The organism is Thalassotalea fusca (assembly GCF_053485835.1).
The window spans coordinates 26,517-52,999 of sequence record NZ_JBQRUN010000001.1; the positions used below are offsets into that span (position 1 = coordinate 26,517).

General features: G+C 42.4%; 20 protein-coding genes. 8 read left to right on the top strand and 12 right to left on the bottom strand.

Going from position 1 to position 26,483, the window contains the following annotated elements; translation table 11 throughout:
• Position 1: 1 nt before the first annotated feature.
• From ACSLUK_RS00145 to rapA, 4 genes are all read right to left on the bottom strand, one after another.
• A complete protein-coding gene (locus tag ACSLUK_RS00145) occupies positions 2-628 on the bottom strand; it encodes a hypothetical protein (protein ID WP_448546456.1) in 627 nt (208 codons plus the stop codon).
• A 301-nt stretch (positions 629-929) separates the two neighbouring features.
• Positions 930-1,898: a DUF3530 family protein gene (locus tag ACSLUK_RS00150; RefSeq protein WP_448546457.1), complete on the bottom strand. Its 969-nt coding sequence runs from the start codon at positions 1,896-1,898 to the stop codon at positions 930-932.
• Between the two features lie 62 nt (positions 1,899-1,960).
• Positions 1,961-2,635, bottom strand: a complete 675-nt coding sequence (rluA, locus tag ACSLUK_RS00155) for a bifunctional tRNA pseudouridine(32) synthase/23S rRNA pseudouridine(746) synthase RluA (RefSeq protein ID WP_448546458.1) — start codon at positions 2,633-2,635, stop codon at positions 1,961-1,963.
• Positions 2,636-2,643: 8 nt separating this feature from the next.
• Positions 2,644-5,553, bottom strand: coding sequence for an RNA polymerase-associated protein RapA (rapA, locus tag ACSLUK_RS00160; protein WP_448546459.1), 2,910 nt, complete (start codon positions 5,551-5,553; stop codon positions 2,644-2,646).
• A 528-nt stretch (positions 5,554-6,081) separates the two neighbouring features.
• Here rapA and ACSLUK_RS00165 point away from each other — a divergent pair.
• The 3 genes from ACSLUK_RS00165 to ACSLUK_RS00175 all read left to right on the top strand — a co-directional run bounded on the left by ACSLUK_RS00165 (position 6,082) and on the right by ACSLUK_RS00175 (position 8,238).
• Positions 6,082-7,461, top strand: coding sequence for a PhoH family protein (locus ACSLUK_RS00165; protein ID WP_448546460.1), 1,380 nt, complete (start codon positions 6,082-6,084; stop codon positions 7,459-7,461).
• Between the two features lie 413 nt (positions 7,462-7,874).
• Positions 7,875-8,045 carry a hypothetical protein gene (locus ACSLUK_RS00170; RefSeq protein ID WP_448546461.1) on the top strand — a complete coding sequence of 57 codons (171 nt, stop codon included), beginning with the start codon at positions 7,875-7,877 and terminating at the stop codon, positions 8,043-8,045.
• A gap of 34 nt (positions 8,046-8,079) precedes the next feature.
• Complete coding sequence (locus ACSLUK_RS00175) at positions 8,080-8,238, top strand: class IIb bacteriocin, lactobin A/cerein 7B family (RefSeq protein WP_448546462.1); 159 nt, start codon at positions 8,080-8,082, stop codon at positions 8,236-8,238.
• A gap of 321 nt (positions 8,239-8,559) precedes the next feature.
• Here the strand turns inward: ACSLUK_RS00175 and ACSLUK_RS00180 are convergent, their stop codons facing one another.
• The 7 genes from ACSLUK_RS00180 to ACSLUK_RS00210 form a co-directional block, all read right to left on the bottom strand.
• Positions 8,560-9,609 carry an HD domain-containing phosphohydrolase gene (locus ACSLUK_RS00180; protein ID WP_448546463.1) on the bottom strand — a complete coding sequence of 350 codons (1,050 nt, stop codon included), beginning with the start codon at positions 9,607-9,609 and terminating at the stop codon, positions 8,560-8,562.
• Positions 9,610-9,905: 296 nt separating this feature from the next.
• Positions 9,906-12,059, bottom strand: a complete 2,154-nt coding sequence (locus tag ACSLUK_RS00185) for a TonB-dependent siderophore receptor (protein ID WP_448546464.1) — start codon at positions 12,057-12,059, stop codon at positions 9,906-9,908.
• Between the two features lie 192 nt (positions 12,060-12,251).
• Positions 12,252-13,445, bottom strand: coding sequence for a PepSY-associated TM helix domain-containing protein (locus ACSLUK_RS00190; protein ID WP_448546465.1), 1,194 nt, complete (start codon positions 13,443-13,445; stop codon positions 12,252-12,254).
• Positions 13,446-13,508: 63 nt separating this feature from the next.
• On the bottom strand, positions 13,509-14,288 hold the full coding sequence (locus tag ACSLUK_RS00195; protein ID WP_448546466.1) for a siderophore ferric iron reductase: 780 nt from the start codon (positions 14,286-14,288) through the stop codon (positions 13,509-13,511).
• A 92-nt stretch (positions 14,289-14,380) separates the two neighbouring features.
• Positions 14,381-16,801 (bottom strand): GNAT family N-acetyltransferase, encoded by a 2,421-nt coding sequence (locus ACSLUK_RS00200; RefSeq protein ID WP_448546467.1) that lies wholly within the window; start codon positions 16,799-16,801, stop codon positions 14,381-14,383.
• 79 nt (positions 16,802-16,880) lie between these two features.
• Positions 16,881-18,218 carry a lysine N(6)-hydroxylase/L-ornithine N(5)-oxygenase family protein gene (locus tag ACSLUK_RS00205; RefSeq protein ID WP_448546468.1) on the bottom strand — a complete coding sequence of 446 codons (1,338 nt, stop codon included), beginning with the start codon at positions 18,216-18,218 and terminating at the stop codon, positions 16,881-16,883.
• A gap of 34 nt (positions 18,219-18,252) precedes the next feature.
• A complete protein-coding gene (locus ACSLUK_RS00210) occupies positions 18,253-19,788 on the bottom strand; it encodes a pyridoxal phosphate-dependent decarboxylase family protein (protein ID WP_448546469.1) in 1,536 nt (511 codons plus the stop codon).
• Positions 19,789-20,091: 303 nt separating this feature from the next.
• Here ACSLUK_RS00210 and ACSLUK_RS00215 point away from each other — a divergent pair, with 303 nt between their 5' ends.
• From ACSLUK_RS00215 to ACSLUK_RS00235, 5 genes are all read left to right on the top strand, one after another.
• Positions 20,092-21,162, top strand: coding sequence for a UDP-glucose--hexose-1-phosphate uridylyltransferase (locus tag ACSLUK_RS00215; protein WP_448546470.1), 1,071 nt, complete (start codon positions 20,092-20,094; stop codon positions 21,160-21,162).
• Positions 21,162-22,313: a galactokinase gene (gene galK, locus ACSLUK_RS00220; RefSeq protein WP_448546471.1), complete on the top strand. Its 1,152-nt coding sequence runs from the start codon at positions 21,162-21,164 to the stop codon at positions 22,311-22,313. Before ACSLUK_RS00215 ends, galK begins: the two co-directional genes overlap by 1 nt.
• 63 nt (positions 22,314-22,376) lie before the next feature.
• On the top strand, positions 22,377-23,936 hold the full coding sequence (locus ACSLUK_RS00225) for a sodium/sugar symporter (protein ID WP_448546472.1): 1,560 nt from the start codon (positions 22,377-22,379) through the stop codon (positions 23,934-23,936).
• Positions 23,937-23,968: 32 nt separating this feature from the next.
• Positions 23,969-24,982, top strand: a complete 1,014-nt coding sequence (galE, locus tag ACSLUK_RS00230) for a UDP-glucose 4-epimerase GalE (RefSeq protein ID WP_448546473.1) — start codon at positions 23,969-23,971, stop codon at positions 24,980-24,982.
• On the top strand, positions 24,966-26,009 hold the full coding sequence (locus ACSLUK_RS00235; RefSeq protein ID WP_448546474.1) for an aldose epimerase family protein: 1,044 nt from the start codon (positions 24,966-24,968) through the stop codon (positions 26,007-26,009). The genes galE and ACSLUK_RS00235 overlap by 17 nt, the downstream gene beginning before the upstream one ends.
• Before the next feature lie 23 nt (positions 26,010-26,032).
• Here ACSLUK_RS00235 and ACSLUK_RS00240 read toward each other — a convergent pair whose 3' ends face one another.
• Positions 26,033-26,392 (bottom strand): hypothetical protein, encoded by a 360-nt coding sequence (locus ACSLUK_RS00240; protein WP_448546475.1) that lies wholly within the window; start codon positions 26,390-26,392, stop codon positions 26,033-26,035.
• Positions 26,393-26,483: the final 91 nt, after the last annotated feature.

Consider the following 26,483-nt stretch of genomic DNA (forward strand, 5'->3'; position numbering starts at 1 on the left):
TTTACACCATGTAGTTACACAATGAACACTTCCACTCACCGAATTTACGAAAGTTCTGAGGTAACTCACTTAAGTAAATAGCTTTAAATTTAGTTGTACAATTTGGACAAGTTGGTTTATCCGGATCAATTTTGGCCGTTACCCCAAAATTAGAGTTACCCGATTCACAATTCGATTTCCACTTTTGAATTGCGCCATTCAAAGCAGGATCCATAGACCAAGTAGCAGAACTAAAGTCGACTTCATGTACAAAGGCATTCATAACACCGCGATCAAATACACCGCGAGAAACACCTTGGTGATGAAACATAATAATTGGAATACCTTTAGAGTAAGCTAAAGCTGCTTCGATATGGTTCCATTCAGTAGGTAGAACAAGTTCAGCTTCAATTTCAGAGTCTTTTATTTTTCCTTCTGAAATGACTAATTGAGGGTAACCAAGAACAATAGCTCCTTCGCACTCATCCATGATCTCAATAACTTCATCAAGAGGAGCTTTACTAGGGTAATCACTACTTCCAAGAGTTCTAGGTGTTAAACCCAAATTACTCAATGACGTTAAAAAAACTTCTAGGCCTGCGTCAAATTCAGGAGAAACCCACGTAGGCCGACTTACGAATATTTGCACAAAACTCTCCTAAACTTCTAACAATTTAATCAGAGGAGTCATGCCTGTTTTACTTCCAACGGCGTTTCCTCTTTATCTACTTGGCGTATTAATACCAAATTATCAAACATCATACTAGATAATGTGTACAGCTTTTTGAATTGAATAGAAAAAAAGGGTGCAGATTGGCATTATTCCTGATTTCTTGACTTGGGAGGAAAGTCGATGGGTCTGTGTATTTTTACAGTTTAATTTGGATGGATGATGAAGACGAAAAGGGATGGTGAACAACAGTTCCTTGTTGGTGGTTGCTAAGGTAGCACTACCACCCGATAGAGCGTAGCCAGCCTTTAATTTCTTTAATCATTATCTCATTAGGATAATAACCTGTAGTGACATTATGCAGCTCACGTTGGCGATAGCCCGGTGTGAGTTCTTGTGTGGTTAACTTGCGGCGTAGTTTGGCAGTATTAGCCACTAAGTAATTGTCACGCTTTAAATGTAAGTCCAGAATTGGCACGTTGGATTGTGAAATTTGTTGTGCGCCATTCGATGCAATTTCATCGGTAATGCCATAGGCGCTCAGCATTATCATAGCAGCGGGAGCTTCTAGTGATCCGTCATTAATTAATTCAGGTAACAATAGAGCATGGTTGCCTTGCGAAAGCACGACAATAACGCCAGGGTGGCGCTTAGCTTGTTCGTATAGCTGCTCTAATAATGCCACTAGAAATGTTTTGTAGGACGTTAATACTTCAGTGTTGTCTGTTGTTCTTTGTTGCGCGTCAATGGCAACAGATGGAAAGTTTTGTGGAGCGTTAGGTGGCGTAACAGCAATAGTTGTCCATCCTATGGCTGGTAGTTGCTTACGTAGGTAATTTATTGCATGTGGATTAGTTAGCGCTTGTTGCCAGTCAGGCAAAAGGATCATTGTGCCTTTATTTTGCGGCGTTTCGTGGGTGGCTGTTGTGATCTTAAAGCTTTGAGTTTGCACTAAAATGTCGGTAAGTTGTTCAGTAGTGAGGTAGTGGCTGAGATCGCTTTTTTGTTGTTCCAGTTCATCAACGGGGGCCACAATTTCTGGGCGGTTGGCTGAACTACTGTCTTGTGTTGTTGTCGGTTCTGTCGTTTTATCTTCTGATTGTTGAGTCAGAGGGTCTACTTTAGTCGCTTCTTCGTTAGCCGTTTGTTCGTTTGCGGTTTCATTTTGTTGTTCTTGCTGTGCAAATAGTGTGGTTGTTGACAGGCACAACCAACTTATCACTAAAATAATGCGCAACATAACACTCATATAAATTTGTTCACTCTGACCAACTCAAACACACTACGCTATCGGCAAATAATTGATTTACTTTAGTCAATACTAAACGGGCACGGTGCTTTGAACTGAATGTCCTGCTTAGTCACCGGATGGTTAATACGCAAGTTGAGTGCATGTAATTGCAATCGTTCACTGAGCTCTAGCGCTTGATCATGCGCGTATAAGCGGTCGCCAAGAATAGGGTGTCCTAAATGTAACATGTGCACACGTAATTGGTGCGAACGTCCGGTAATTGGTGTTAATTCAACAGTTGATGACTCACCATTGGTGTTTAACACTCGATAGTGTGTAAGGGATTTTTTACCATGCTGAAAGTCGACTTTTTGCTTCGGACGATTTGGCCAGTCGCAAATAAGTGGCACGTCAACTTCACCACTTGATTCTTTGGGCGTACCGTATATGCGTGCAACGTATGATTTTTGGGTTTGTCGCTTTTCAAACTGGCGGCTAATGTCAACATGAGCGGCTTTATTTAACGCCATTAGTAAAATACCTGACGTTGCCATGTCGAGCCGATGAACGATGGTTGCCGTTGGCAGCACGCGTTGTACGCGGTGCTGCAAACAGTCTTGATGCTCAGGAAGCCTGCCAGGTACGGTGAGTAGGCCGCTCGGTTTGTTTAACACAACGAGGTCATCATCTTGGTATACAATTTCCAAATAAGGAGACATAGGTGGACGATAGATGAAATCGGGATTGGCGGCCATATGCTCTCCTAGTTACTCACTACGATGAGTCGAATCGCTTCGAACTTTAACTGTGCTTTGTCAATGTAATGACGTAATTGCTCTTGTTGATGTTCGATAAAATCGATTTCATCCTGACGTACACTTGGGTTGATTTTTTGTAGTGCAGATAAACGTTTATGTTCATCACTCAATGCTTTGTGCATGTTGTTTGTTGCTGATTGCTGGATACTTTCAACGTGCGAATTCGCGTGAGTTTCTGCTTTTTCTACTAATGGTGCTACTTGTTCTTTCAGTGCTTTAACCAATTGCAAAGCAACTTGCTTTTTCACTGGAGATAATTGCTTATCTAGTACTTCGGCACTTACTTTGTCTGCCAGATTATTCCCATTTTTGTCTACTAATATGCGAATTGGTGTAGTTGGCAAGTAACGACCTAGTTGTAGCGCTTTTGGAGCCATCGCTTCGAGGGTGAAAATACATTCAATAAAGAACGTGCCTGCTGGTAACGCAGGGTTTTTCAATAGTCCAATGCTGGCGTTACCCGTATCGTCACTGAGTACCAAATCCATTGCGCCTGTGACCATTGGGTGATCCCAGGTTATAAGGTGGTAGTTTTCACACGCAAGTGCTGTATGACGATCAAAGGTAATCGTTGTGCCATCTTCTGGCAAACACGGGAAATTGGCACTTAGCATATGCTCTGTGGGTTGCAGTGCAATGGCGTTATCTGACTTATCGTCTTGCTGAATACCAAATACGTCAAGCAACTGGAACATAAATTGTGGCAATTCAATACTGCAGTCTTGTGCTTCAATTTGTTTAACGATGGCTTGCGCCTTGCCTTGTCCAGACGAGTTAAGTTCAAGCAATTTATCACGGCCAGATTCTAAATCAGCTTTAATTGACAAATGGGCTTGATGACAAGCGTCAATAAAGGTTGAAATGTCCTCTTTACTTGGCGTCTGAGCGTAAAATAGCTTAGCTAACTCTGCTGAGAACTGTTCATACACCGCGCGACCCGTTATACAAGTGTGCTCGAATGCTTGTAAGCTGTCTTGATACCAGTTGAACAATATTTGCTGTGCGCTGTATTCAAAGTAAGGTACATGGATTTTAATCGTTTCCGTTTGACCAATACGATCAAGGCGTCCAATACGTTGTTCCAATAAATCTGGATTGCTTGGTAGATCAAACAGTACCATGTGATGAGCAAATTGGAAGTTACGGCCTTCACTGCCAATTTCAGAACAAAGTAATACTTGAGCACTTTCTTCTTCTTGAGCAAAGTAGGCGGCTGATTTATCGCGTTCGAAGATGCTCATTCCTTCGTGGAAAACGGCAGCACGAATGCCTTCTTTTGTGCGTAAAGCCGCTTCCAAATCAATCGCAGTTTGTGCGTGCGCACAAATAACTAAAACTTTTTCCCGACCAAGTGTTTTTAATAACTGGATTAAGTGGTTAACGCGAGGGTCAATATCCACCCATGATGCATTGCTATTAAGCTGAAATAACACTTCAGGCGTATGAATGAGAGGTGCCCGTTTATGTGTCGCAATTTCATCGGCTGATAATGCCGCTAATTCCGTTTTCAAACTGTCAATAATGTCGTCGTATTCCGCTGGCATTGGTAAAGGTTCGGCATGTAGCTGACGCTCAGGGAAACCTTTGATGGTATTTCGGCTATTACGGAATAAAATTCGGCCAGTACCATGACGATCAAGAAGTTGTGACAAAACTGACTTGCGTGCGGTTGCCTGTTGCTCACCATCTTTACTGTTTGCTTGTACCAGTAAATCAACGATATCACTCTCTTTTAACAAATCAGTTAACGTAGCGAGTTGGCTGTCAGATAATATTTCATTACTTACTAACGTATTGGCGGCATCGGCCACTTCAGCATAGTGCGTTTCTTCGTCGATAAACTTTTGATAGTCGAAAAAACGATCAGAGTCGAGTAGGCGTAAACGGGCAAAATGGCTTTCATGACCTAATTGGTCAGGCGTCGCCGTAAGAAGTAAAACCCCTGGAATGACTCGCGATAATTGTTCAATGCATTGATATTCAATACTCGCATTGTCAACTTGCCAGTTTAAATGATGAGCCTCATCAACCACCATGAGATCCCATTCTTCTTCAATCAGCGCTTCATACCATTCTGGATTCTTGGTAACAAAATCCAAATTAACTAGTACTAATTGCTCAGTGCTGAAAGGGTTTTCTTGATCACTTTCCTGACAACGTTCCTCATCAAATATGCTGAACTGCAAGTTGAATCGACGCAGCATTTCCACTAACCACTGATGCATTAATGATTCAGGCACGATAATTAACACACGCTGTGCACGGCCAGTAACGAGTTGTTGATGAATAATAAGGCCGGCTTCAATGGTTTTACCTAAACCAACTTCGTCGGCAAGCAGTACACGTGGTGCAAATCGAGAGCCGACTTCTTCTGCAATATAAAGCTGATGAGGAATTAAACTAACGCGGCCACCTGTTAAGCCTGTTAGCTCTGATTGTTGTTGATTGAACTGATGCTCAATACAATCTTTACGTAGTTTAAACCAGTCTAATCGATCTACTTGACCATTAAGCAATCTGTCATGGGGCTTATTGAACTTGATGAAGTGGTCAATCATCACTTCTTTTAATTCGGTACTTTCGCCGTTGTCTTGACGCACACCTTGATAACTAACAACGCCGTCGTTGTCGATAACGCTGGAAATTTTTAACGTCCAGCCTTCATGGCTCGGAATAATGTCTCCTTCGTTGAAAATCACGCGGGTCAGTGGTGCATTGGCAATGGCGTATTGGCGGATATCACCAGTAGCAGTAAACATAATAGTTACGAATCTGTTTTCTACTGTGGTAACTGTTCCTAATCCTTGATCTGATTCACCATCACTAATCCAACGTTGCCCGGGGCGGAATGACATATAAAAACTCCGAAGTCTTCTGTTTATTTATACCAATTGAATTAAGTAGCTATTTCACTTGGTTTAGGGTCAAAAAAAGGGCGCTATGTTACCGTTAATCATAGATGCGATCATCAAAAATTTCTGAAAATTTATTTGTTGGTGGCAAATGGCGCGGACATATCATTGAAATCGTTCGATAGCTACGCAGAATAAATGATTTGCAGCGTAATTTAGGAGAGTTAACGCATTAGGGGAAACTCCCATACTGCCACAGAATTATGGGCCGAAAAAGCAATTTTTGGCGATATGCTAATATTAATAATGAAAGTACAAAACGTACTTGTAAGCAGCAGTAATTGCTGTACAGTGGTCATATACCAAGTTGTAAAAGTTGGTATTAACTTCACTCAAGGAGGCCTGTTTTTCAGAATTGATAGACGCTAGTACAAATGCTTGAGTTGGGGTTTGCGCTAATAAAAAAAGATTCCGTTCAAGTTACTTGATATTAACGATTGGTTTTACGTTGTTTCGAATGGAATTATGTATATGAATGAAAACAGAATTACTTATATTTTAGACACGAATATTCTACTTCACGACCCCCTCGCTTTTCTCTCCTTTAAAGAACATGATGTTGTCATACCCATGACTGTCCTAGAAGAATTAGACCTAATTAAAGATAGGCATAAAGATGTTAGTCGTGATGCGCGCGTAGCAATTCGTGCGTTAGAAGATGCATTAGTCAATGCGACACCCGAGCAAGTACTCGCGGGCGTGCCCTTACCCAATAGCGGCGAAGGTCATGTCAGCGGTTGTTTGTCGATATTCAATGATTATAAATTAGAGCCCGCTGTGGGTAAGTTGTCGTTCAATGAGAATGATAACCGCATTATCAACAGTGCCATTCATATTCAAAATGCCAGTCGTGGCAAAAAAGTTGTGCTTGTCACTAAAGACATCAATATGCGGCTCAAAGCTAAAGGCGCGGGCCTTAATCATGTGGAAGACTATCGTACCGACCAGCTCATCGACGATATTCGCTTCCTCACTAAAGGCTATCATAAATTTGAAGGTGATTTTTGGCAGCAAGTTAAAAGTTGTGAAACCGAAACCGAAGGCAGAAATACCACGCACCATATTGAAAAATTATCCTTGCCCACAACTTATATCAATGAATATTTGATTGATGAAGGCGAACATTTTGCCGGAAAAGTTGTAGGGTGGGACGACGATAAATTGGCAATTGTTGATTTGAGTAGAGAGCGCTTGATGGCGAAACAAGCGTGGGGCATTCACCCGAAAAACATCTACCAAGGCATGGCAATGGATGCATTGCTCGATCCCGACATTGATCTTGTGGTGTTAACGGGCCCCGCTGGTAGCGGTAAAACCTTACTGGCGTTAGCGTCAGCGTTAGAGCAAGTGGTGGAACGTGGCTTATACGACAAAATTATAGTCACCCGTAGTACACCAGAAATTGCCGAATCAATTGGCTTTTTGCCGGGAACGGAAGAAGAAAAGATGGCACCTTGGTTAGCGGCAATTACTGACTCTTTGGAAGTGTTGCACAAGCAAGATGAAAACATGAATGGCAGTATGAATTACATCATGGAAAAGGCGAACATTCAGTTTAAGTCGGTCAATTTCATGCGAGGGCGCAGTATCCAAAACGCGTTTGTTTTGCTCGACGAATGTCAAAACCTTACGGCATCGCAGCTCAAAACAATTATTACCCGCTGCGGTGAAGGCACCAAACTGATTTGCTCAGGCAACCTAGCACAAATTGACAGCAACTACTTAACGGCACTTACATCGGGGTTAACTTATATTGTGGAACGCTTTAAAGACTTCCCCGGCAGTGCAACGATCAACCTCAATGGTGTGGTACGTAGCCGATTAGCATCGTTTGCGGAAGAGAATTTGTAAAAAGCAGATAGGCAACCTAAGTATTGGCAGGCTCATCTGCCAATACTATTGGGCAACATTGACTATTCTTAAAAGCCTATTGGGTTTTTGAATACTTTTTCAGTACCTGTACATAATCATTTCTGTACAGGTAAGCTTGCCTGCTTTCATTATTTGAACTTTACACTCATAACGTAATCACCTTGCGGAATTATTTCACTATATTTTGTTGTCTTAGTTAATGAGCAACTAACGTACTTATATATAATGGTATTTTTGGTTTCTTTCATTCGCAATATAAACGCAATGTTTATTAATTGATTATCGTTTTTAATCCTTCTAACTTTCAAAACAATTCTCGCTTCTGTTAAACCTAAATTAGTCATTAAGGTGGATGCAGAACTTTTTAACAATCAAAAAAAGGAAACGTAATTATGCGTAAATTGAATGCAGAAGAAGTAAGTAATGTTAGTGGTGGAGTTGCAAGTCCGTGGTATTGGGTAGGTTATGCTGTAGGGGCTGCATTGAATGCGCTTGAAAAGTCAGGAAGTCAGTCTGTTAAGTGGCGATATAAGGAAGTGATGAATGGCGGTGCAGCAGACTAAAGCCTGAGACCATACAAAGAAGGAAACTGAATATATGAAAGAATTAAAAGAAAGTGAACTACGTGAAGTTAATGGTGGCGTGGCAATTTCGGTAGCTATTGCTGCATGGACAATCCTCATTTGTGGTAAAGATCAATTAACCGCAATAGGAAAAGACATTGGTAATGGCTTGTATGACGGACTTCATGGCTAAGTAAAATCATACATTTGTAATGAGCTAATTAGCGCTAATTATAACTAGCGATTGATTTATAGCAGGTAAATAGGCTTTTGATCATTCTAGTTTTGCAATGAATGTTTGTATGAAAACTACTTTAGAATGAGCTTACGTACGGCCAAGTTAATAATTGGAAATTATCCAGATGAAAAATTTTACGAAAGTGTTTAAAGAGCAAACTTTTGTGGTGAAGCTAGGAATAGTTGTATGCGCGATAACATCTTTCATGCTATTGGTTCACAATATACACCTGTGGCTTTTTGTTAACTAGCTAGTACCAAGTCAATACACTGGCGGCTAATCCGCCAATGTTCTGCTGATTTGTTCAATACTATCTCTGTTTTTCATGAATACCGTTACCAAGCTGGGATCGAACGATTTACCCGCCTGTTCTTCGATAAAGGCGACTGCTTTTTCGATTGGCCAAGCGTCCTTGTAAGGTCTGACGGTTGTAAGTGCGTCAAAGACGTCTGCAATTGCGGTGATACGGCCTTCAATAGGGATTGATTCACCTTTAAGTTTATTTGGGTAGCCTGAACCATCCCATTTTTCATGATGTGTAACCGCGATAGATTTTGCCATTTGAATTAACGGTGAGTCGTGTGGGCCAACTAGCACTTCTGGGTAGGTGGTGTGATTGTTCATTACCTCACGTTCTTCATCGGTCAATCGGGCAGGTTTCAGTAAAATGCTGTCGGGAATGCCTATTTTTCCTATGTCGTGCAAAGGTGCCGTTAGTTCAATCATCTCGCAAATTTCATCTGGCAGTGCCAGTCCTTTAGCCAACACTTTCGCATATTGGCCAACGCGTTGCACGTGTTTGCCTGTTTCGTTGTCTCTTAGTTCGCCCGCAGTGGCCAAACTGTTGATCAACGCTCTAATTGAATAGTTTAGCTCTTGTGTTCGTTGATTAACTTGCTTTTCCAACAAAAATTCATTCTGCTCATGGAGTAAGTAGGATTTTCTAATCTTCAATAGATTTCTGACTCTGTGTTCAACCTCAACTTGATCGATAGGTTTGTTTAAGAAGTCGTTTGCACCGCTTGCCAGTGCATCATTTCGTGTATTTACGCCTTCGCAGCCAGTAATGATAAGAATGGGCAGTTGATCAGGTTCGAATTGTTGCCTGACAATAGCCATCACATCAAAACCATTCATATGTGGCATTTCTATATCTAACACAAGTAAGTCTACTTGTTGTTCTTTAATCGTTGGAGCGACCTTTCGAGGGTCTGTTAGGGTAATAACTTTGGCACCAACTTGGTCTTCGATGAGTTTAGTTAGTAGTAAGGCATTAGTAATCGAGTCGTCGCATACAAGTACGTTTAGGTCGGTAATGTTATCCATATTAATCACTCTCTCATGAGTTTCCTGTCAAAGCGTTTCCTTTACTTCTGAGCAGCACATTGCTCAGTGGATGAGTCGTGTACTGTTTGAAAATTATAGCCAATGCTTGGTGGATTTGAGAAATACCGCGGAGGAAATTTTACCAATTTTGATTGTGCTACAGCTGTGGGATTGGGTACTGTGGGGCGATAGTCTTGAATTATAAGATGTTTTGACGCCCCTGAACTTTACGCAGGGACGTCACAAAATATTACAAATGTACTAAGAATGTGCTGCTATGGTTGCAAGTTGACTGATTAAAAACTTGCCTGAAAGCTGAGTTCTGCTGTGCGTTCAGCACCCATCCAACAATTATTGATATCGTAGCAGGCACCAACATAAGTCTTGTCGCTTAGATTACTTACGCTAAAGGCGACTGTCATATCCGATATCAAGCTGGAATTCGTCGCAATGTCATACGAAGCGACTAAATCAACTAAGGTATAACTTGGCACTGTGTCGGTATTATATTGGTCAAGCTGCGTTTCTCCTACATAACGTGCACCAAGGCCAACCATAAGGCCGTTCAGATTACCTGCATCGAAGTAATAATTCGCCCATACAGAGGCTGTTTGATCTGCTACCCAAACTGGCGTTTTGCCAACGAGTAGTGGGTCAAGCTCATTCTCTGTTATTTCCATGTCAAGATTGGTGTAGTTGGCAACTAAGGTTAAGTTATCGGTTAAGTTGGCATTCAACTCGAGTTCAAAGCCTTTGGATTCAATTTCTCCCGTTTGTGTTTTCTTTGCAAAATCTTGGGTATTCACTACGACATTCTCTTTGGTTAATACAAAGTAGGCGCCGTTAAAGGTGATATTACCGTCATTACTCTGGTATTTAACACCAGCTTCAATTTGATCGGCAGTGGTTGGCTTAAACGCTTTGCCCGTTTCAGCATCTGTACCAGATACTGGCTCGAAAGACTCAGAGTAGTTAGCGTAAACACGATAACCTGAATCGAAAGTATACATGGCGGCTATGCGGCCACTAAATTTGCTTTGGTCGATATTGGTTTCACCACCGTACTCTGTGCCTGCATAGTTATTGTCAGCAATATCACTGCTATCAAATTGATCGTATCGTCCATTAATGACAAATAAGAGTTTGCCAACAGAAATTTCGTCTTGTAGATAAAAGCCTGCTTGTTTTTGCTTGATGGAATGCATTTCTTGATAAAAATCGACCGGTAGCATGGCAGGATCTATTTGCGCATAGTCAGGATCAGATAAGTCGATGGTTGGTGTAGCTGTGCCTAAGGTATCGCGGTAGCTCACATCGGAATTTGATTTTTGGTAGTCGAAACCCAAGAGTAGGTGATGTGTTGTGTTACCTACGCTAAGCTTGGCTGATAGTTGATTGTCAACGGTGAACCCTTCGATGGCTTCGTCAGTTTCATAAGCTGAGCGAATGAGTGTTGTTTTATCAGCGGCTAATCCGTAGTTGTACATATTGCGTTGCAGGGCATTTGCATCGGTATAGCGGAAGTTCTGTAAGAAAGACCATTCATTATTGAATGTGTGTACATACTTATAGCCAAGCATTGTGACTTCACGATCAAATTCGTTCCAGTTTTTGTCGCCAGCATAGGCGTTGGCATCGAGTTTACCGTATGGCGCTGTATATAATGTACCAACTGCAGGCAACGGCGTAGAAGGAACCATTTCTGGGTCATTTTGATAATAGAGGTTGACCGTTAAGTAGTTTTTGTCGTTTATTTCCCAGCTCACAGAGGGAGCAATGGTGAAACGCGATGTTTCCGTGGTAGCCTGCTGCCCGTCACGTTGCTTACCTAACATGATTAAACGGTAGTTCGTGTTATCAGAAATTGCCCCTGTTGAGTCAACACCTAACTCTAGCAAGTTGTCAGAACCAACAGTTAATCGTGTTGTGGTGCTTTGTATGCTTTGCGGTGATTTAGCCACTTGATTCACCATGCCGCCCGGCGGCACTAAGCCATAAAGCGATGATGCTGGTCCTTTCAATACTTCAACTGCTTCGGTGGCAAAAGCGTCAACTTGCGGGTAAAGATTCCAAGCATTATTGGTTAATAAGGGCAATCCGTCGTAGAAACTCTGATACGTATCAAAGCCACGAATATTGTACTGGTCAAAGATAGTGATTGTTGAGCGACTTTCTGAAGTAACACCCGATACATAACGGAGTGCTTTGGCGACCGTGTCAGCCTGACGCATCTTGAGTAATTCCTGATCGACAACAGAAACACTCATTGGTGAATCCACCGCTTTGAGACTAGATTTAGTCGCCGTGCTGCGATAGTTCAGTGTATTCGTTACTTCAATGTGTTCTAGATTTTCATTGCTGACATCGTTTGATAATGCGTTGACTGAAAAGCCTAGAGCGATTGTGACGAGGCTCAATGAAAATGGTAGCTGGCGTGCGAAAGACTTCATTTTATTCCTGTATAAACTAATGGTTGGGTTAAATGCGAATGATAACAGTTGTTATTTGTGTTTGTATAGGGGTTTTAGGATAGTACAATTAATTTTTTGTTTTGATGTAAGAGGTTTTGAAGAAAATGAAGAATATGATTAATGTTGTACTGAGCAGCCTTTTAAAAACGAGGCTACTCAGTTGAAAGACTGTTAACTTACTGAACCGTGCGGTTCAGCGTTAATAGCCAACTGTTTACCCAAGCGCTTTCTTCGTGACAGTTGGCGCTTGCGTTGTCTTTGATACCAAAGGTAGAACCCGGTAATTGACAGCAGCACAGGCGACGCGCCAAGTACACACCACAAAATGCGGGAAGTGATGCCTGCAAATGTGCCAAAGTGCAGCGCTCTAAAACTGTCGAGTGCTTTGGTGCCTAAACCCTGTTCTCGAATATCCCATTTCACGACAAAGTCACCGGTTAACCGATTATAGGTAGCGCCGCTGGTATAATCACTCATCAGTGGATTGCCTGTTGGTACGGCACCATAAAATGAAATATCGTGCCCCGGTTCGTAGGGGAAAACAACATAGGTGATGTTAAATCCGTCAATGCGGTTGAGGACATCGCTACTGAGACGATTAAATGAAACATCGTTATCATAACGACGCTCATTGAGAGTATAGGTACGATGCTGCTCGGCATCCTCTACTTCGTGTAAAAACTCTGCCATGTTCCAGTATCCGCCAGTAAAAGCAAGAATGATGAGAACTGGCGCTGAAATTACACCGATCATTTTATGAAAATCTGAGAAAAATACGATCAATTGCTTGTCCCAGCGCAATGTGAAAAAGCGTTGCCAGAACTTTCGGTAAATAATTAGCCCAGAAATTCCTAAGAATAAGAAAATAAGCGCAAAAATAAAGCCAAGCATGATGCCTGCTTCGTGCAGTAAAAAAGTGTAATGTAATTCGACTAGCCAATCAGTTAGGTAATGATTCAATGGAACTGGCTCGCTTAGTGTCTTTCCGGTATATGGATTTAGGTACACCTTGTACCAATCAAAGGTACCTCTTTTGATCACATAAATGGCATCTGACGTTTGCTTATCATCAAACACTTCCCATGTGCCCATCTCAAAATCAGGCAGTTGTTGGTATATATTTTGGAGCAAAGCGTCGAAATCTTTACGTTGGTTGATCGTAGTCGAAACCTGTGCGCTTTCGGGCATTAACCAACTATCTATTTCTGGCTTAAATACGATAATGCTCCCAGTAATGCTGATGATTAATATGGGGATCATTGCGAATAGGGCAGCCCAAGAGTGTAGTTTGAATAGCTGTTTTCTGTTCATTTTATCTTTAACTGTTGGTGGTTTACTGTGCTGTTTGTGATGCGTTAACATCATACATGAATATTGTTGCTAATGATAATGATTCTTTATTGCGATTGGGGGCGGTTATTGGTGTGGTTATATGATTAAGTTTTCTCTCGCGATTATGCGTTCGAATCGCGTTTTTTGATCTTGCCTTGGACAAGTAACACAAAGATTTTCAGGATCATTTAAATAATGCAAACAGCAGGTCTTACGGTCTAGCATGAGTCGCGATGCGTTGTGTTTCGTTGTTATCGTCATTAAATCGCTGGTACCGGATAAGCCTAAAGCATCTAACCAAGTAATTGCCCATGTTTTGATTTGCCTTTGCGAGCAACTGACCATTACTTGAGGAAGTAACATCAATCCACTGAGCGTGCAATCGGCAACAAGTCCATAGGCGGTTCTACGCGGCACTTTGGTGATCGAACTAAGTTCATTAAACAGGCTATCTATTAACTTACGCAGTCGCGTAGCGGTGTACATTATGTTGCCGTTTAACGTGTCTTGAGATTTAATTGGATTTGATGATGTGCCGACTTGGTAACCGTAAACGCTTCCCTGTTTAACACTTTGCCTTAGCGTTGCCGTATCAATTATAACGTCAAGCGCATGAACTGAAATAATTGCTAAATAGACAGGTTGCCAGAATAATTGCCGCCAAGTATGAATAGCAGCATAGGCTTTACCCGCATGAGGAAATGAGGAAAGGCATTGGTCGTGCAAAGACTTTAAGATTTGATGGTTACCAATGTTGGTCAATATATCGTGTAAATGTTGTGATTCATCGTAGGCTAGGGCTTTATTTAACTTTGGCGAAACAGCATACAAAATACGTGGGTATTTATGAGAACAAGATTCGGCTGGTGTTGTCATTATTTAATACTCGATGTGTTTAACATTGACAAAATTAAGCGCCAACCAAGCAATTTTTTGCATTGCTTGGTTGGCGTGAACTAAAAACGCTATTAATCTGCGGTTGCGACTAACTTACGTGAGGCTATACAGCGGTATTGCGCGATAGGATTAACCAGTGTTCCGGCAAACTTTAGATTTTTGGCAGGATCTGCAAGGTCGATCATTTGCTGGTTGTTACCTAGTTGCAGGCGATTCAAACATGACAAGGTAAATTCGTTCGCAAATAAATCATGCTTATCAAACACAGGCTGTAGTTGTGGGTGGCGTTGTTGATATACATGAATGCAACCAGCGACTAATGCCCAAAAATTTTTTTCACTAAAGTCAGTATGTTCTACGAGAATCGCAGACAAGTATCGGAAAATGCAATCAAATACATCGGTAAATATCGATAGTATTTCCAATTCTTCTGGTACGGTAACTGAGATACGCTGTACCTCATCAGGAAGTTGGATGTCTGAATTTAATATGGCGATTTCTTCACCTATATCTTTCATGATCACTTTCACGGGCACGTCGTTTTCCATCACCATAATGATATTTTCACCGTGCGGCATGAACACTAACTTGTGTTGATAAAAAAAGTGAATTAAGGGCGTCAAATACGCGTTGAAATATTGCATTAACCACTTATCAGTGCTTAACCCTGATTGCGCGATGAGTTCAACGAGTAATGCTTTGCCTTGTGTGTCTATGTGTAGTAAAGATGCCATCGTCATTAGCTTTTGATTAGGCTCTAACTTTGGTAAAGGACTTTCGCGCCATAATGCGGCGAGCATTTTTTTGTAAGGACTGTCGCCTATTTCTTCGCGTTCATAATAGGGATTGCTATAGCCAATTGCGGCGACTTCACGAATAATACTAAAGCCATTGGCTTGTATAAACGTATCATTTTGAACGAGTTGTAACAGCCAATCGTTGATAGCGGGGGTAGAGCGCATATAGTACGAAGATAATCCACGCATAAATCCCATATTCAGCACTGATAAAGCAGTTTTTACATAATGTTTATGTGGGAAGCTGGTATTGAAAAATGTGCGAATAGATTGCTGGGCTTGGTAGTCATCTTCACTATAACCTAAACAAATCAGATCGCTACAGGCGATGTCAGCTGCAAATATGCTGGCAAGCTTGTTGAACCATTGCCAAGGGTGCACTGGCATCAGCAAATAATCACTGGGATTAAGTCCTTTTTCCTTGATAAGACATTCAAATTTATCAATTAGCGTACGGTCAAACTCAGTTGCTAGGAGCTGTTCATATGTAAGATCATTCGACAACGCTATATGTGTGCGTCGCTTGTGTGCAGCCAGATAAATGAGTTTGATAGGTGCTCCAGTTTCAGGGGCAAAGTTCAAGTAATCAATCGCGTCAAAACCGATGCGGCCATTATTAGCAATAAATGAAGGATGACCTTCGTTCATAGCTGCTTCTATTTGTTGATAACTGGCCTGTGTCAGTGCAGCCGCTGACAGATTGCTTTTCGTATATTTATAAGCACTGCTATACAGCGTACTGGAAATTTCTTCCATGTAGGTAGGGAGCTTGTCCTTATCAATACCGAGAGTATGACAAAATTCGATGATGAACTTTATGGAATCGAGCGGTTGTTCTTTGTTGCTTTCAAGTTTTTTGATGGAATGTTCGTCAATAAGCCAGTGATTTAGCTCCAAAACTTTCGCTCTAAAGCGATATTCAATATCGCCTTTGTCGGTGAGCAAAGTATAGTGATTCCCGCTTTCGCTACTAACAGTGAGTACTGGGGTAAAAATACGTTCGTGTGACAGTTCAGCCAGACACTTTTTCACGTGTAGGCGGTTTACTCGTTGCCAGATATCAGAACGAATAGTCTTGGTTGCCATGCTCGGAGAGGTAAGTAGCGCTTCTGAATTTGTTAGCATTTGCATGATTCGATGTTCCTTTTGTGTCGCGTCAATAAACTGCTCACGGGTACAAAATCCCAAGTAGGCGATCTTCTCACCCAGTTGAATTTTCTTTTCGTGATGAAAACCTGCCCGTTTATTTAGTTGGTGAATTTTGTGATTGCGGTGATCGGGTTCGACGACGACCCGCTTGATGGTGTCATCGTCGAACATAAACTGCATCACGGTCGAAAAAATGTGAAAAGTGAAGTTACTAATTGGATGCTCTGCGGGGGCGATCAGAATATGCATGCCAATATCACCGTCTTTAACATTGTAATGCTCACCAACTTCGTCGTGTTTTGGTTCATAGCGTTCAATAAGAAAAGTCGGTATGTCGTCAACTAAGCCGATAAAACACTCGGTGCTCGTGTTTGCTTCGAGGTTGAGATAAAAGTCATGTACCTGATCCTGAGATTGTCCAGTCATACCCCAAAAATGCGCATAGTCTTGATTCACCCATTGGTGGATATAAGGAGAGTCTATATTTAATGCGATTCGTCTAATATCAACTTGCCCGATATTGGGAACGTGCTTCGAGAATTTCACTGCGCTCTCCAATAAGTTTTGTGGCATTTGTCCGACGCTACATAGGTGTTGGTCAAAACTAGTTTCATTGATGTGATGTTCACTTGATTGACGCCTCCTGCGCTATATTGCTGGAAGTTGGCGTAGCAAATTGCTGAAACGCAATGCGTGACTCTATGGGGTAATGCTCTACGCCAGTTAACTCTCGTATTAGATAGGAATTACGGTAAGCTGCCATGCCAAGGTCAGGAGTAACAAAGCCATGAGTGTGCAATTCAGCGTTTTGAACAAAAATTTGCTTACCTGTTTTGTCGATACTGTAATTGCGGTTTACATGAAATCGACCGCTGTCGTCCCACAAAACTTGTCCACTTATGCCTTGTAAGAATTCGGGTAACTGGTATTGATACCCTGTTGCCATTACCAAACCATGAGTAGTTAGTTGGTGGTGTTGACCTTGTTCAACTTGGTGCAAACTCAGCGTAATTTCACCTGACTGTTGGTGAAGGTGAGCTTGTGTAAGTTCATTATTGGTCAGCAGCTTGACGTTAACTTTTTCATTTAGGTTTTTGATGTAAAGCAGGTCGTAAATATCGTTTATTAGGCTGGCGTTTATCCCTTTGTATAAATGTTTTTGTTGAGCAATCAATTGATCACGTTTTGCTAGCGGCAAGTGATAAAAATAATCAACATATTCTGGCGAGGTCATTTCTAGTGTGAGTTTGCTGTATTCAAGCGGAAAAAAGCGTGGAGAGCGAGTCACCCAATTCAGTTGATAATCGTAAACGTCAATTTCTTGCAACAAATCATAGAAGATCTCTGCAGCACTTTGGCCACTACCGACGATGGTGATCGACGACTTAGACTGCAAAACGCGTTTGTCGCTTAAATAGCTGGATGAATGACTAACAGAGCAAGGTAAATCTGTAATCGCTTCCGGCAAATAAGGGCTGGGTCCTGTGCCTAACACTAATTTTTTTGCATGATAGACTGACATGTTGCCTGTACTGGTGTTAACGGCTTCTACTGCATATAGCTGAGTAGCTTCGTCAAACGTTATCTGCTGTACCTCTGTACTAAAGCGAATAGTTGATAATTGCTTCGTTGCCCACTGGCAATATTGATTATATTCCTGACGCATCAAAAAGAAGCTTTCTTTAATATAAAAGGAATAAATGCGACCTTGTTGTTTTATATAGTTCAAAAAGCTCAGTGGGTGGGTTGGATCGGCAAGAGTGACCAAATCCGACATGAAAGGCGTTTGTAAGTGTGTTCCTTCAATCATCATCCCTGGATGCCAGTTAAACCCGTCGTTTTTTTCTAAAAAAATACCGTTTAGATTGTCGAGCGGCTCGGTTAAACAGGCTAACCCTAAGTTGAATGGTCCTAGTCCTATCGCCAGAAAGTCGTATATTTTGTTGTCCATGTTATTTTTCATATGCATCTCTTGATATGTTTCCATTGCGACAGGGCTAACCTTGTAAATGTACGTTGAAAAACTGGCGACCATATTTCTTGATCAACTGCAAGATTTCTTCTAAATGGTTAATCGTTGTTTCTGGATTAAGCAGTGTGAATTTCAAGTAGCGCTTTTCATGTACTTTTGTACTGGCTAATACAGCTTCTCCCGAGCGAAAAATTGCCTTGCGAATGTGCTCGTTTGCTTTGTCGATTTGTTCATCATTAACAATGGTTGATGGAATGAATCGAAAAACGAGCGTACTCAATTCAGGTTCATGTAACACTTCTATTTCTTCATCTTGCTTAAAGCGGTAGTAAGCCTGTGATGCGACTGCAATGACTTGCTCAAATAATAGTCCAATGCTGTCGCTGCCCATTATGCGCAGTGTGAGCCAAAGTTTGAGCGCATCAAAGCGTCGGGTGGTTTGGATGCTTTTGTCTACAAGGTTTGGTGTGCCGTCCTGTCGTTGACTCAGTGGGTTAAGGTACTCGGCATGATGGGTGACAACAGATAAATCACGCTTGTCTTTAACAAAAAAAGCGCCACAGCTGACAGGCTGGAAGAAGGACTTGTGATAATCTATCGTAACTGAATTGGCACGTTCGAGACCATGTAGTTTATGGCGATAGTTTTCAGTAGTGAGCAAGCCACATCCGTAGGCTGCGTCCGCATGTAACCAAAGACCGTATTTTTCACATAAGTCTGCGATTTGATTGATGGGGTCGATACTGCCAAAGTCTGTTGTGCCCGAAGTCGCAACAACAGCGATTGGGATCAGCCCTTGCTTTAAGGTAATGATAATACTGCGTTCGAGTTGCTCGCTATCCATTTTGTAACGAGAATCAACAGCTACTGGTACAACTGCGTCATAACCTAAACCTAATATTGCCGCTGATTTCTGTACACTAAAATGGCTGATTTCAGAGGTGAAGATACGAAACTTATGTGCATCTTGAGGAAGGCCATTTGTTTTAACAACATACTGATCACGGTCTCGACAAAACGCATCACGGGCGAGCAGTAAGGCCATTAAGTTAGATTGCGTACCGCCACTGGTAAAGATACCATCGGCATTTTCGCCAAAGCCAATGCGCTTCGCCGTCCAATCAATTAGGCTCTGTTCAATCAGAGTACCACCAACACTTTGATCCCAAGTATCGAGCGAAGAGTTTAATGAGGATAAAATTAATTCAGCTAAGATAGCAGGATAGACAATAGGGCAGTTCAAGTGGGCGACATATTTAGGGTGATGAAAGTACACCGCGTCATTGAAATATAAAGTTGTTAGCTCTTCGAGTGCTTCTGCAACATTTTCAACAGGTTTCTCCAAGTTGATGTGGTCAAACAGCGGTGTAAGCTCTTGGGGAGACACGCCAGAACAAGGTTTTTCAACCTTAGAAATTATGTTTACTACGGTTGTTAATCCCTGCGTAATGCTTTGCTTGTATTCCGACAGATTTAGTTGATTGAATACAAATTGCTGAGGTTGTGTTAATGCTAAAGTATCTTGTTGTCTAATTGCGGGCGAAATGTCCGTGGGCTGCATCTTGATTCTCCTTACCTAACTATTGCGATTGCGTTGCCATGTAATCGATGAAAGTTTAATTATAATAATGATAATCATTCTCATTTGCATCAATAAAGTTGATTTATTTATCATAAATTTGTTATTTGCTGAAAAATAAGAAAAAAATATCGTGGCATGCCGTTGTTCATTTGAGATACATCGTTGCTACTCTGAAAATTTTGAACAAGATGTTTTTTAGGAGGTTATAGCCCCTTTTCGGGAATGCACCGCTATAGGTTTTATTGCACTATGAGCCGGAAAGTTTAAGACATTGGGAATTTCATGAAGGCAAAGCAAAACGCAAATTTGGCGATTGAAGAATCATTTGACGTCAGCCAGCATCCTCATCGACGCTATAACCCGCTCACGGGCGAGTGGGTGCTGTTATCTCCGCATCGCGCATTGCGTCCGTGGCAAGGGCAAATTGAATCAGTGGATGAAGGTACACACATTGCACATGATCCAAGCTGCTACCTGTGTGCAGGTAATCAACGTATTAGCGGTGAAGTGAATCCTGAATATGACACCACATTTGTCTTTCAAAACGATTTTGCTGCACTTAAGCCTGATACACCGCATGTCACTATTGATGATCCTCTTTTCGGTCTGCAATCAACCCGGGGTGAGAGTCGTGTGATTTGCTTTTCGCCAGATCACGGTAGGAGTTTACCTGAGCTAAGTTTGGATGAAATTACCGTTGTGATAAACACGTGGCAGGATGAATATCGCAGCCTAGGTGAACGCTATTTGTGGGTTCAAGTGTTTGAGAACAAAGGAGCTGTAATGGGCTGCTCGAATCCACATCCTCATGGGCAAATTTGGGCACAAGACCAATTGCCAACTTTAGTGCAGAACAAACAAAATAACTTCAGCGAATACTATCGTCAGTACAACAATAGTTTGTTAGGAGACTATATCCATAGAGAACTAACGATAGACGAGCGTATTGTAGTGAGTAATGACGACTGGTTAGTCGTCGTTCCGTATTGGGCTGCGTGGCCGTTTGAAACACTTTTATTGCCACGATTTAATGTGCAGCGTATGACCGAACTTAGTGGTGCACAACAACGGTCTTTGGCTGATATTATTCAACAAATTACGATTAGATACGACAACCTATTCCATTGCTCATTTCCGTATTCTATGGGGTGGCATGGTGCGCCATTCGACGGCCAAGATCACCCGGAATGGACACTACACGCGCACTTTTTCCCACCTTTGCTGCGAAGTGCTAGCATAAAGAAATTTATGGTAGGTTATGAAATGCTGGCAGAAGCACAGCGTGATATCACACCTGAACAAGCAGCGATTAGACTGAAAAATTTATCTTCAATCCATTATAAGCAGCGGTAATGAATATGTATGAGTTAACTTTTTTAAAACAGGAATTTTATCAGGCATATTCTTGTGAGCCTCAAGTCGTCGCCTATGCGCCTGGTCGTGTAAATTTAATTGGTGATCATACTGATTACAATGATGGTTGGGTGCTCCCTGCTGCGGTTAATTTTGGTACCCATGTTTTGGCAAATCCTCGAAATGACCGCCAAATTCGGGTCATCGCAAAAGATTACAACGATGAAAGTGTTTGTTTTGATCTGGCGTCGATTAGCTTTAATCAACAGGTGCCGTGGAGCAATTATGTGGCGGGTGTACTAAACGAGCTGATGATCGCAGGGATCGAGATAAATGGTGCAGATCTTTGGGTATGTGGCAATGTGCCGCAGGGCGCAGGGTTGAGTTCTTCTGCTTCATTTGAAATTGCGGTAGTTAAGGCTTTTTCTTTACTATTTAATTTCGATATTAGCGGTGAACTGGCAGCTAAAATCGGACAACGTGCTGAGAACAGGTTCGTTGGTTGCAATTGTGGCATTATGGATCAGTTTATTTCTGCGCTAGGCCGACAAGGGCAGGCTATGCTACTCGACTGTCGGGAGTTATCTTATCAATATGCCAGCATTCCTAATGATATGGCGATTATGATTGTTAACTCTAATGTGAAACGTGAGTTGGTCGACAGCGAATACAACATAAGACGCCAGCAATGTGAACAAGTCGCTAAGTTTTTTAATAAGAAAGCGTTGCGTGAGGTATCACTTGCCGACCTTGAGCAAGCGCAAGCCGACCTTGAGCCTCAACTGTTTCGTCGCGCCTGGCATGTCGTCAGCGAAAATGCACGTACTTTGCGTGCTTATACCGCATTAAACAATCATGACATTCACACATTAAGTCAGCTAATGGCTGATTCGCATGCGTCACTGCGCAATGATTTTGAAGTAACGACACCTGAACTCGATTTGTTGGTCGAAATATTATCAGCAGTATTGGGAGAAAACGGCGGGGCACGCATGACGGGCGGTGGTTTTGGTGGATGCGTGGTGGCGTTAGTACCGACATCAATGGTTGATGTTGCGACTGCCGCTGTCGAGACGCAATATCCTGAAAAAACTGGCATTACACCTGATATCTATTTGTGTACCGCTGAAACAGGCGCTTTTACCGCCTAACGTGCGGTTACCAACAAAGCGATTTTACGCCGAACATTAACAATAACAACAGAGATAACACCGATGCTTCACACTGTCGATATTTCACTATTTATTGCCTACGTGTCAGGGCTCCTTATTGTCGCGTTATGGATTTCTCGCAACGAGGCTAACCACGAGCGCAATACTGAGGATTATTTTTTAGCGAGTAAAGCGTTGCCGTGGTGGGCGATAGGCGCATCACTTATTGCGTCTAATATTTCCGCTGAACAGATTATTGGCATGTCTGGCTCGGGCTTTGCGATTGGCTTGGCGATAGCCTCTTATGAATGGATGGCGGCGTTAACGTTAATTGTGGTCGGCAAATATCTATTGCCCGTATTTCTCAAGAATCAAATATATACCATGCCGCAATATTTGGAGCAGCGCTTTGACAACCGCGTGAAAACGGTTTTAGCGCTGTTCTGGCTGCTTGTTTATATATTCGTTAACTTAACAGCGGTACTGTGGCTTGGTGGATTGGCGATTGAAACTGTCGCTGGCGTTAATTGGATGTTTGGTATGGTGTTTCTGGCGGTGTTTTCTATCGCTTATTCGCTATACGGTGGTTTAAAGGCCGTTGCCTATACCGATATTTTACAAGTCGTACTACTCGTCTTGGGCGGGCTATTATTGAGTTATCTCGCGTTAGATAAAGTTGCTAATGGCGAGGGCGTTATTGCGGGCTTTACTGTATTGACCACGCAACTGCCTGGGCATTTCGATATGATTTTGTCTAGCGATAACCCGAATTATAAGGATTTACCGGGCATTTCAGTGCTCATTGGCGGAATGTTGGTGATGAATTTTAGTTATTGGGGCTTCAACCAATACATCATTCAACGGGCGCTGGCGGCAAAAAGTGTGAATGAAGCGCAAAAAGGCATTGCGTTTGCCGCATATCTCAAACTATTGATGCCGGTGATAGTGGTGTTGCCGGGGATTGCGGCGGTGCTGTTGTATCCAGATTTAACTAAGCCTGATCAAGCTTATCCGTCGATGATGTCGCTAATGCCTGTTGGTATCAAAGGGATTGTATTTGCTGCGCTGGTGGCGGCAATTGTCTCTTCACTCGCTTCAATGACCAATAGTATTTCAACTATCTTTACGATGGATATTTATCGACAGTTTCAGCCACAGCGTAGCCAACACCACTATGTATTTATCGGGCGTGTCGCGACCTTGGTAAGCTTGATCATTGCTTTATTTATGGCAGAGCCATTGTTAGGCAAATTTGAGCAAGCATTTCAATATATTCAAGAGTTTACGGGGGTGTTTACACCAGGCATTACGGTGATTTTTATCATGGGTATGTTTTGGAAAAAAACGACATCCAAGGGAGCGTTGTCTGCGGCGCTGGGGTCGGCTATTTTCTCGCTGGCATTACGATTCTTCTGGCCTGAGCTACCATTCATGGACCGCATTGGTTTAGTTTTTGTACTTTGTATGCTGCTAACGGTGATTGTGTCACTCAACAGCAAATCTAGCAGCGTAGACAGTAGCGTAGATTTGTCAGAAATTACTTTTTCAACGTCGAAAGGCTTTAATCGGGCAGCACTTGGTGTGTCGGTAATTCTCATCTTCTTATATGGCATATGGTGGTAATAGCCCATCAGATTATTTTCAGAGGAAAAGCGATGAATATTTTAGTGACAGGTGGTGCAGGTTACATTGGCTCGCATACTTGTGTGGAACTATTGAATGCGGGCCACAATGTGATTGCATTGGATAATTTTTCTAACTCGTCCCCTAAAGCATTAGAGCGAGTGATGACTATCACGAATAAACCTTTGGTGGTCATTGAGGCTGACATTCGCGATCCTGATGCCTTAGACAAGGTTTTTAATGAACACGCGATAGACGCAGTAATGCACTTTGCTGGCTTGAAGGCGGTTGGGGAATCAACGGAAATTCCACTCACATACTATGACAACAACGTCAATGGTACACGAGTGCTCATGACTGTGATGGCTGAATATGACGTTAATTGTTTCGTTTTTTCTTCATCTGCAACAGTTTATGGTGATCCTGATAGTGTGCCTATTGCTGAAGACTTTCCGCTTAGAACGACTAATCCGTATGGACAAACAAAGTTGGTGGTAGAGCAGATGTGCCGTGAGGTTACACAGGCAAACAAGCGATTGTCGGCGATCTTGCTGCGTTATTTTAATCCGGTAGGGGCACACCCAAGTGGCTTGATTGGTGAAGATCCCAAAGGTATTCCGAATAACTTAATGCCGTTTATTGCGCAGGTTGCTGTAGGTAAACGCAGCCAGCTCTCGGTATTCGGCAATGACTATGACACACATGATGGCACCGGCGTGCGCGATTATATTCATGTTGTCGATTTAGCGAAAGGCCATGTAAAAGCGTTAGAAAAACTACATCAGGAAACTGGTTGCCACGCATTTAATTTGGGCAGTGGACGTGGTTATTCTGTCCTTGAAATGGTCGCGGCATTTGCTAAGGCATCAAGTAGACCCATTGAATATAAGATTGAAAAACGCCGAGCTGGGGACATTGCGCAATGTTACGCCAGTGCTCAGTTGGCTAAACAAGTGCTGGGGTGGCAAACAGAGTTAACTATTGAAGATATGGTGCAAGATACCTGGCATTGGCAAAGTAACAATCCAGATGGTTATGTATCATAGCATGGCACCGTTAGATGCCAGTTTGGCAGTGCAAAGTTACCTACTTCGTAACCAAAATGGTATGGAAGTGCGCTTGCTAGACTACGGCGCGCGCGTAAGTTCAATACGTTTTCCAGTCAATGGTTCTTTAGAAGAGCTAACACTTGCTTACGAAAGTGCTGAGCAATTCATAGACGATCCTTTTTATCTCGGTGCTACGGTAGGTCGGGTGAGTAATCGTATTGCACAGGGGCGTTTTACCCTTAATGGCCAGCAATATCAGGCGGTGCAAAACAATGGAGAACATTGCTTGCACGGTGGTTCGCAAGGCTTTTCTTATAAGCATTGGCAGCTGGCGCATCAGGACATTATTGCGAATAAACTCACCTTTTCGTTGCTCTCTGAAGCTGGAGAGCAAGGATTTCCCGGTGAGTTACTGGCGAAGGTGAGTTATCAACTTACCGAAGATAATCAATTGATGATTGCGTTTCAGGCGACAACAGATCAAGACACCCCTGTAAGCCTGTGCAATCACTGCTACTTTCATCTTGGCGAAACGAATATCAATGATCTTGATTTGCAACTCAATAGCCATTTTTACCTTCCAACTGACAACACAGGTATACCGATAGAGCCACCGCAAAGTACAAAAAACACTGACTTTTGCTTTTCGCAGCAACGGGCAATTGGTCAAGCTATTGAGCGTGCGACATCGTCACAAATAGGCGATGCAAATGGTTATGACCACTGCTATGTATTGGCACATTCAAACGTGAACAAAAATCGACTGGCGGAGCCTGTTGCGATTCTCCGTGGCCGCACAAATGGCATTACGATGCAGTTATACACAGATCAACCGGGACTGCAGTTATACTCCGGGCAGTACCTCAATCATCCTTTTCAGCCGTTGCAGGCGGTGTGTTTAGAAGCCCAAGGCATTCCAAATGCAATTAATAGTGGAAATGAAGACTTGCGCAATGAAGCGATATTACGAAAAGAGAAACAATATTGCGCTAAGGTGATTTACCAGTTTAGTCGTAGTGATTGATACTCAATAGACACGCGCTAATATTATTCAATCCACAACCAGTCTATTTGCGGCGGATGCGTGCCGTTCTTGAAGGTGACGTTGATCAGGATATCATCCTCCGTGCCACTGTATTTCGCGGAATACAATAACATTGGGTTAGTGTCGCGTTTGAGTGCCGCTAAAAATGATTTTGATTGTAATTTGCCGAGTTGTGGTGCGATTTCTTTGTGCGCGCGGGCGAAGCTCTCTTCAGTGACTTTTTCTGCAAGTTCGTTTGTGATGATTGCGGCATAGTCGCGATAATTTCCTTCCTGATGGGCAACCAGTGCTTTATCGACGACAGGGGTTAGTAATTTAAGCGCGTTTTCGCTAGTAGTGGCAAATGAGCCGAAGTAGTCCATTTTCTTCTCCTTTATGCGTAAAGTAACTAGCACATGTCAATCTCTTTATAACTACAGCATGGCACATTCACATAGACTAATTCAACACGAG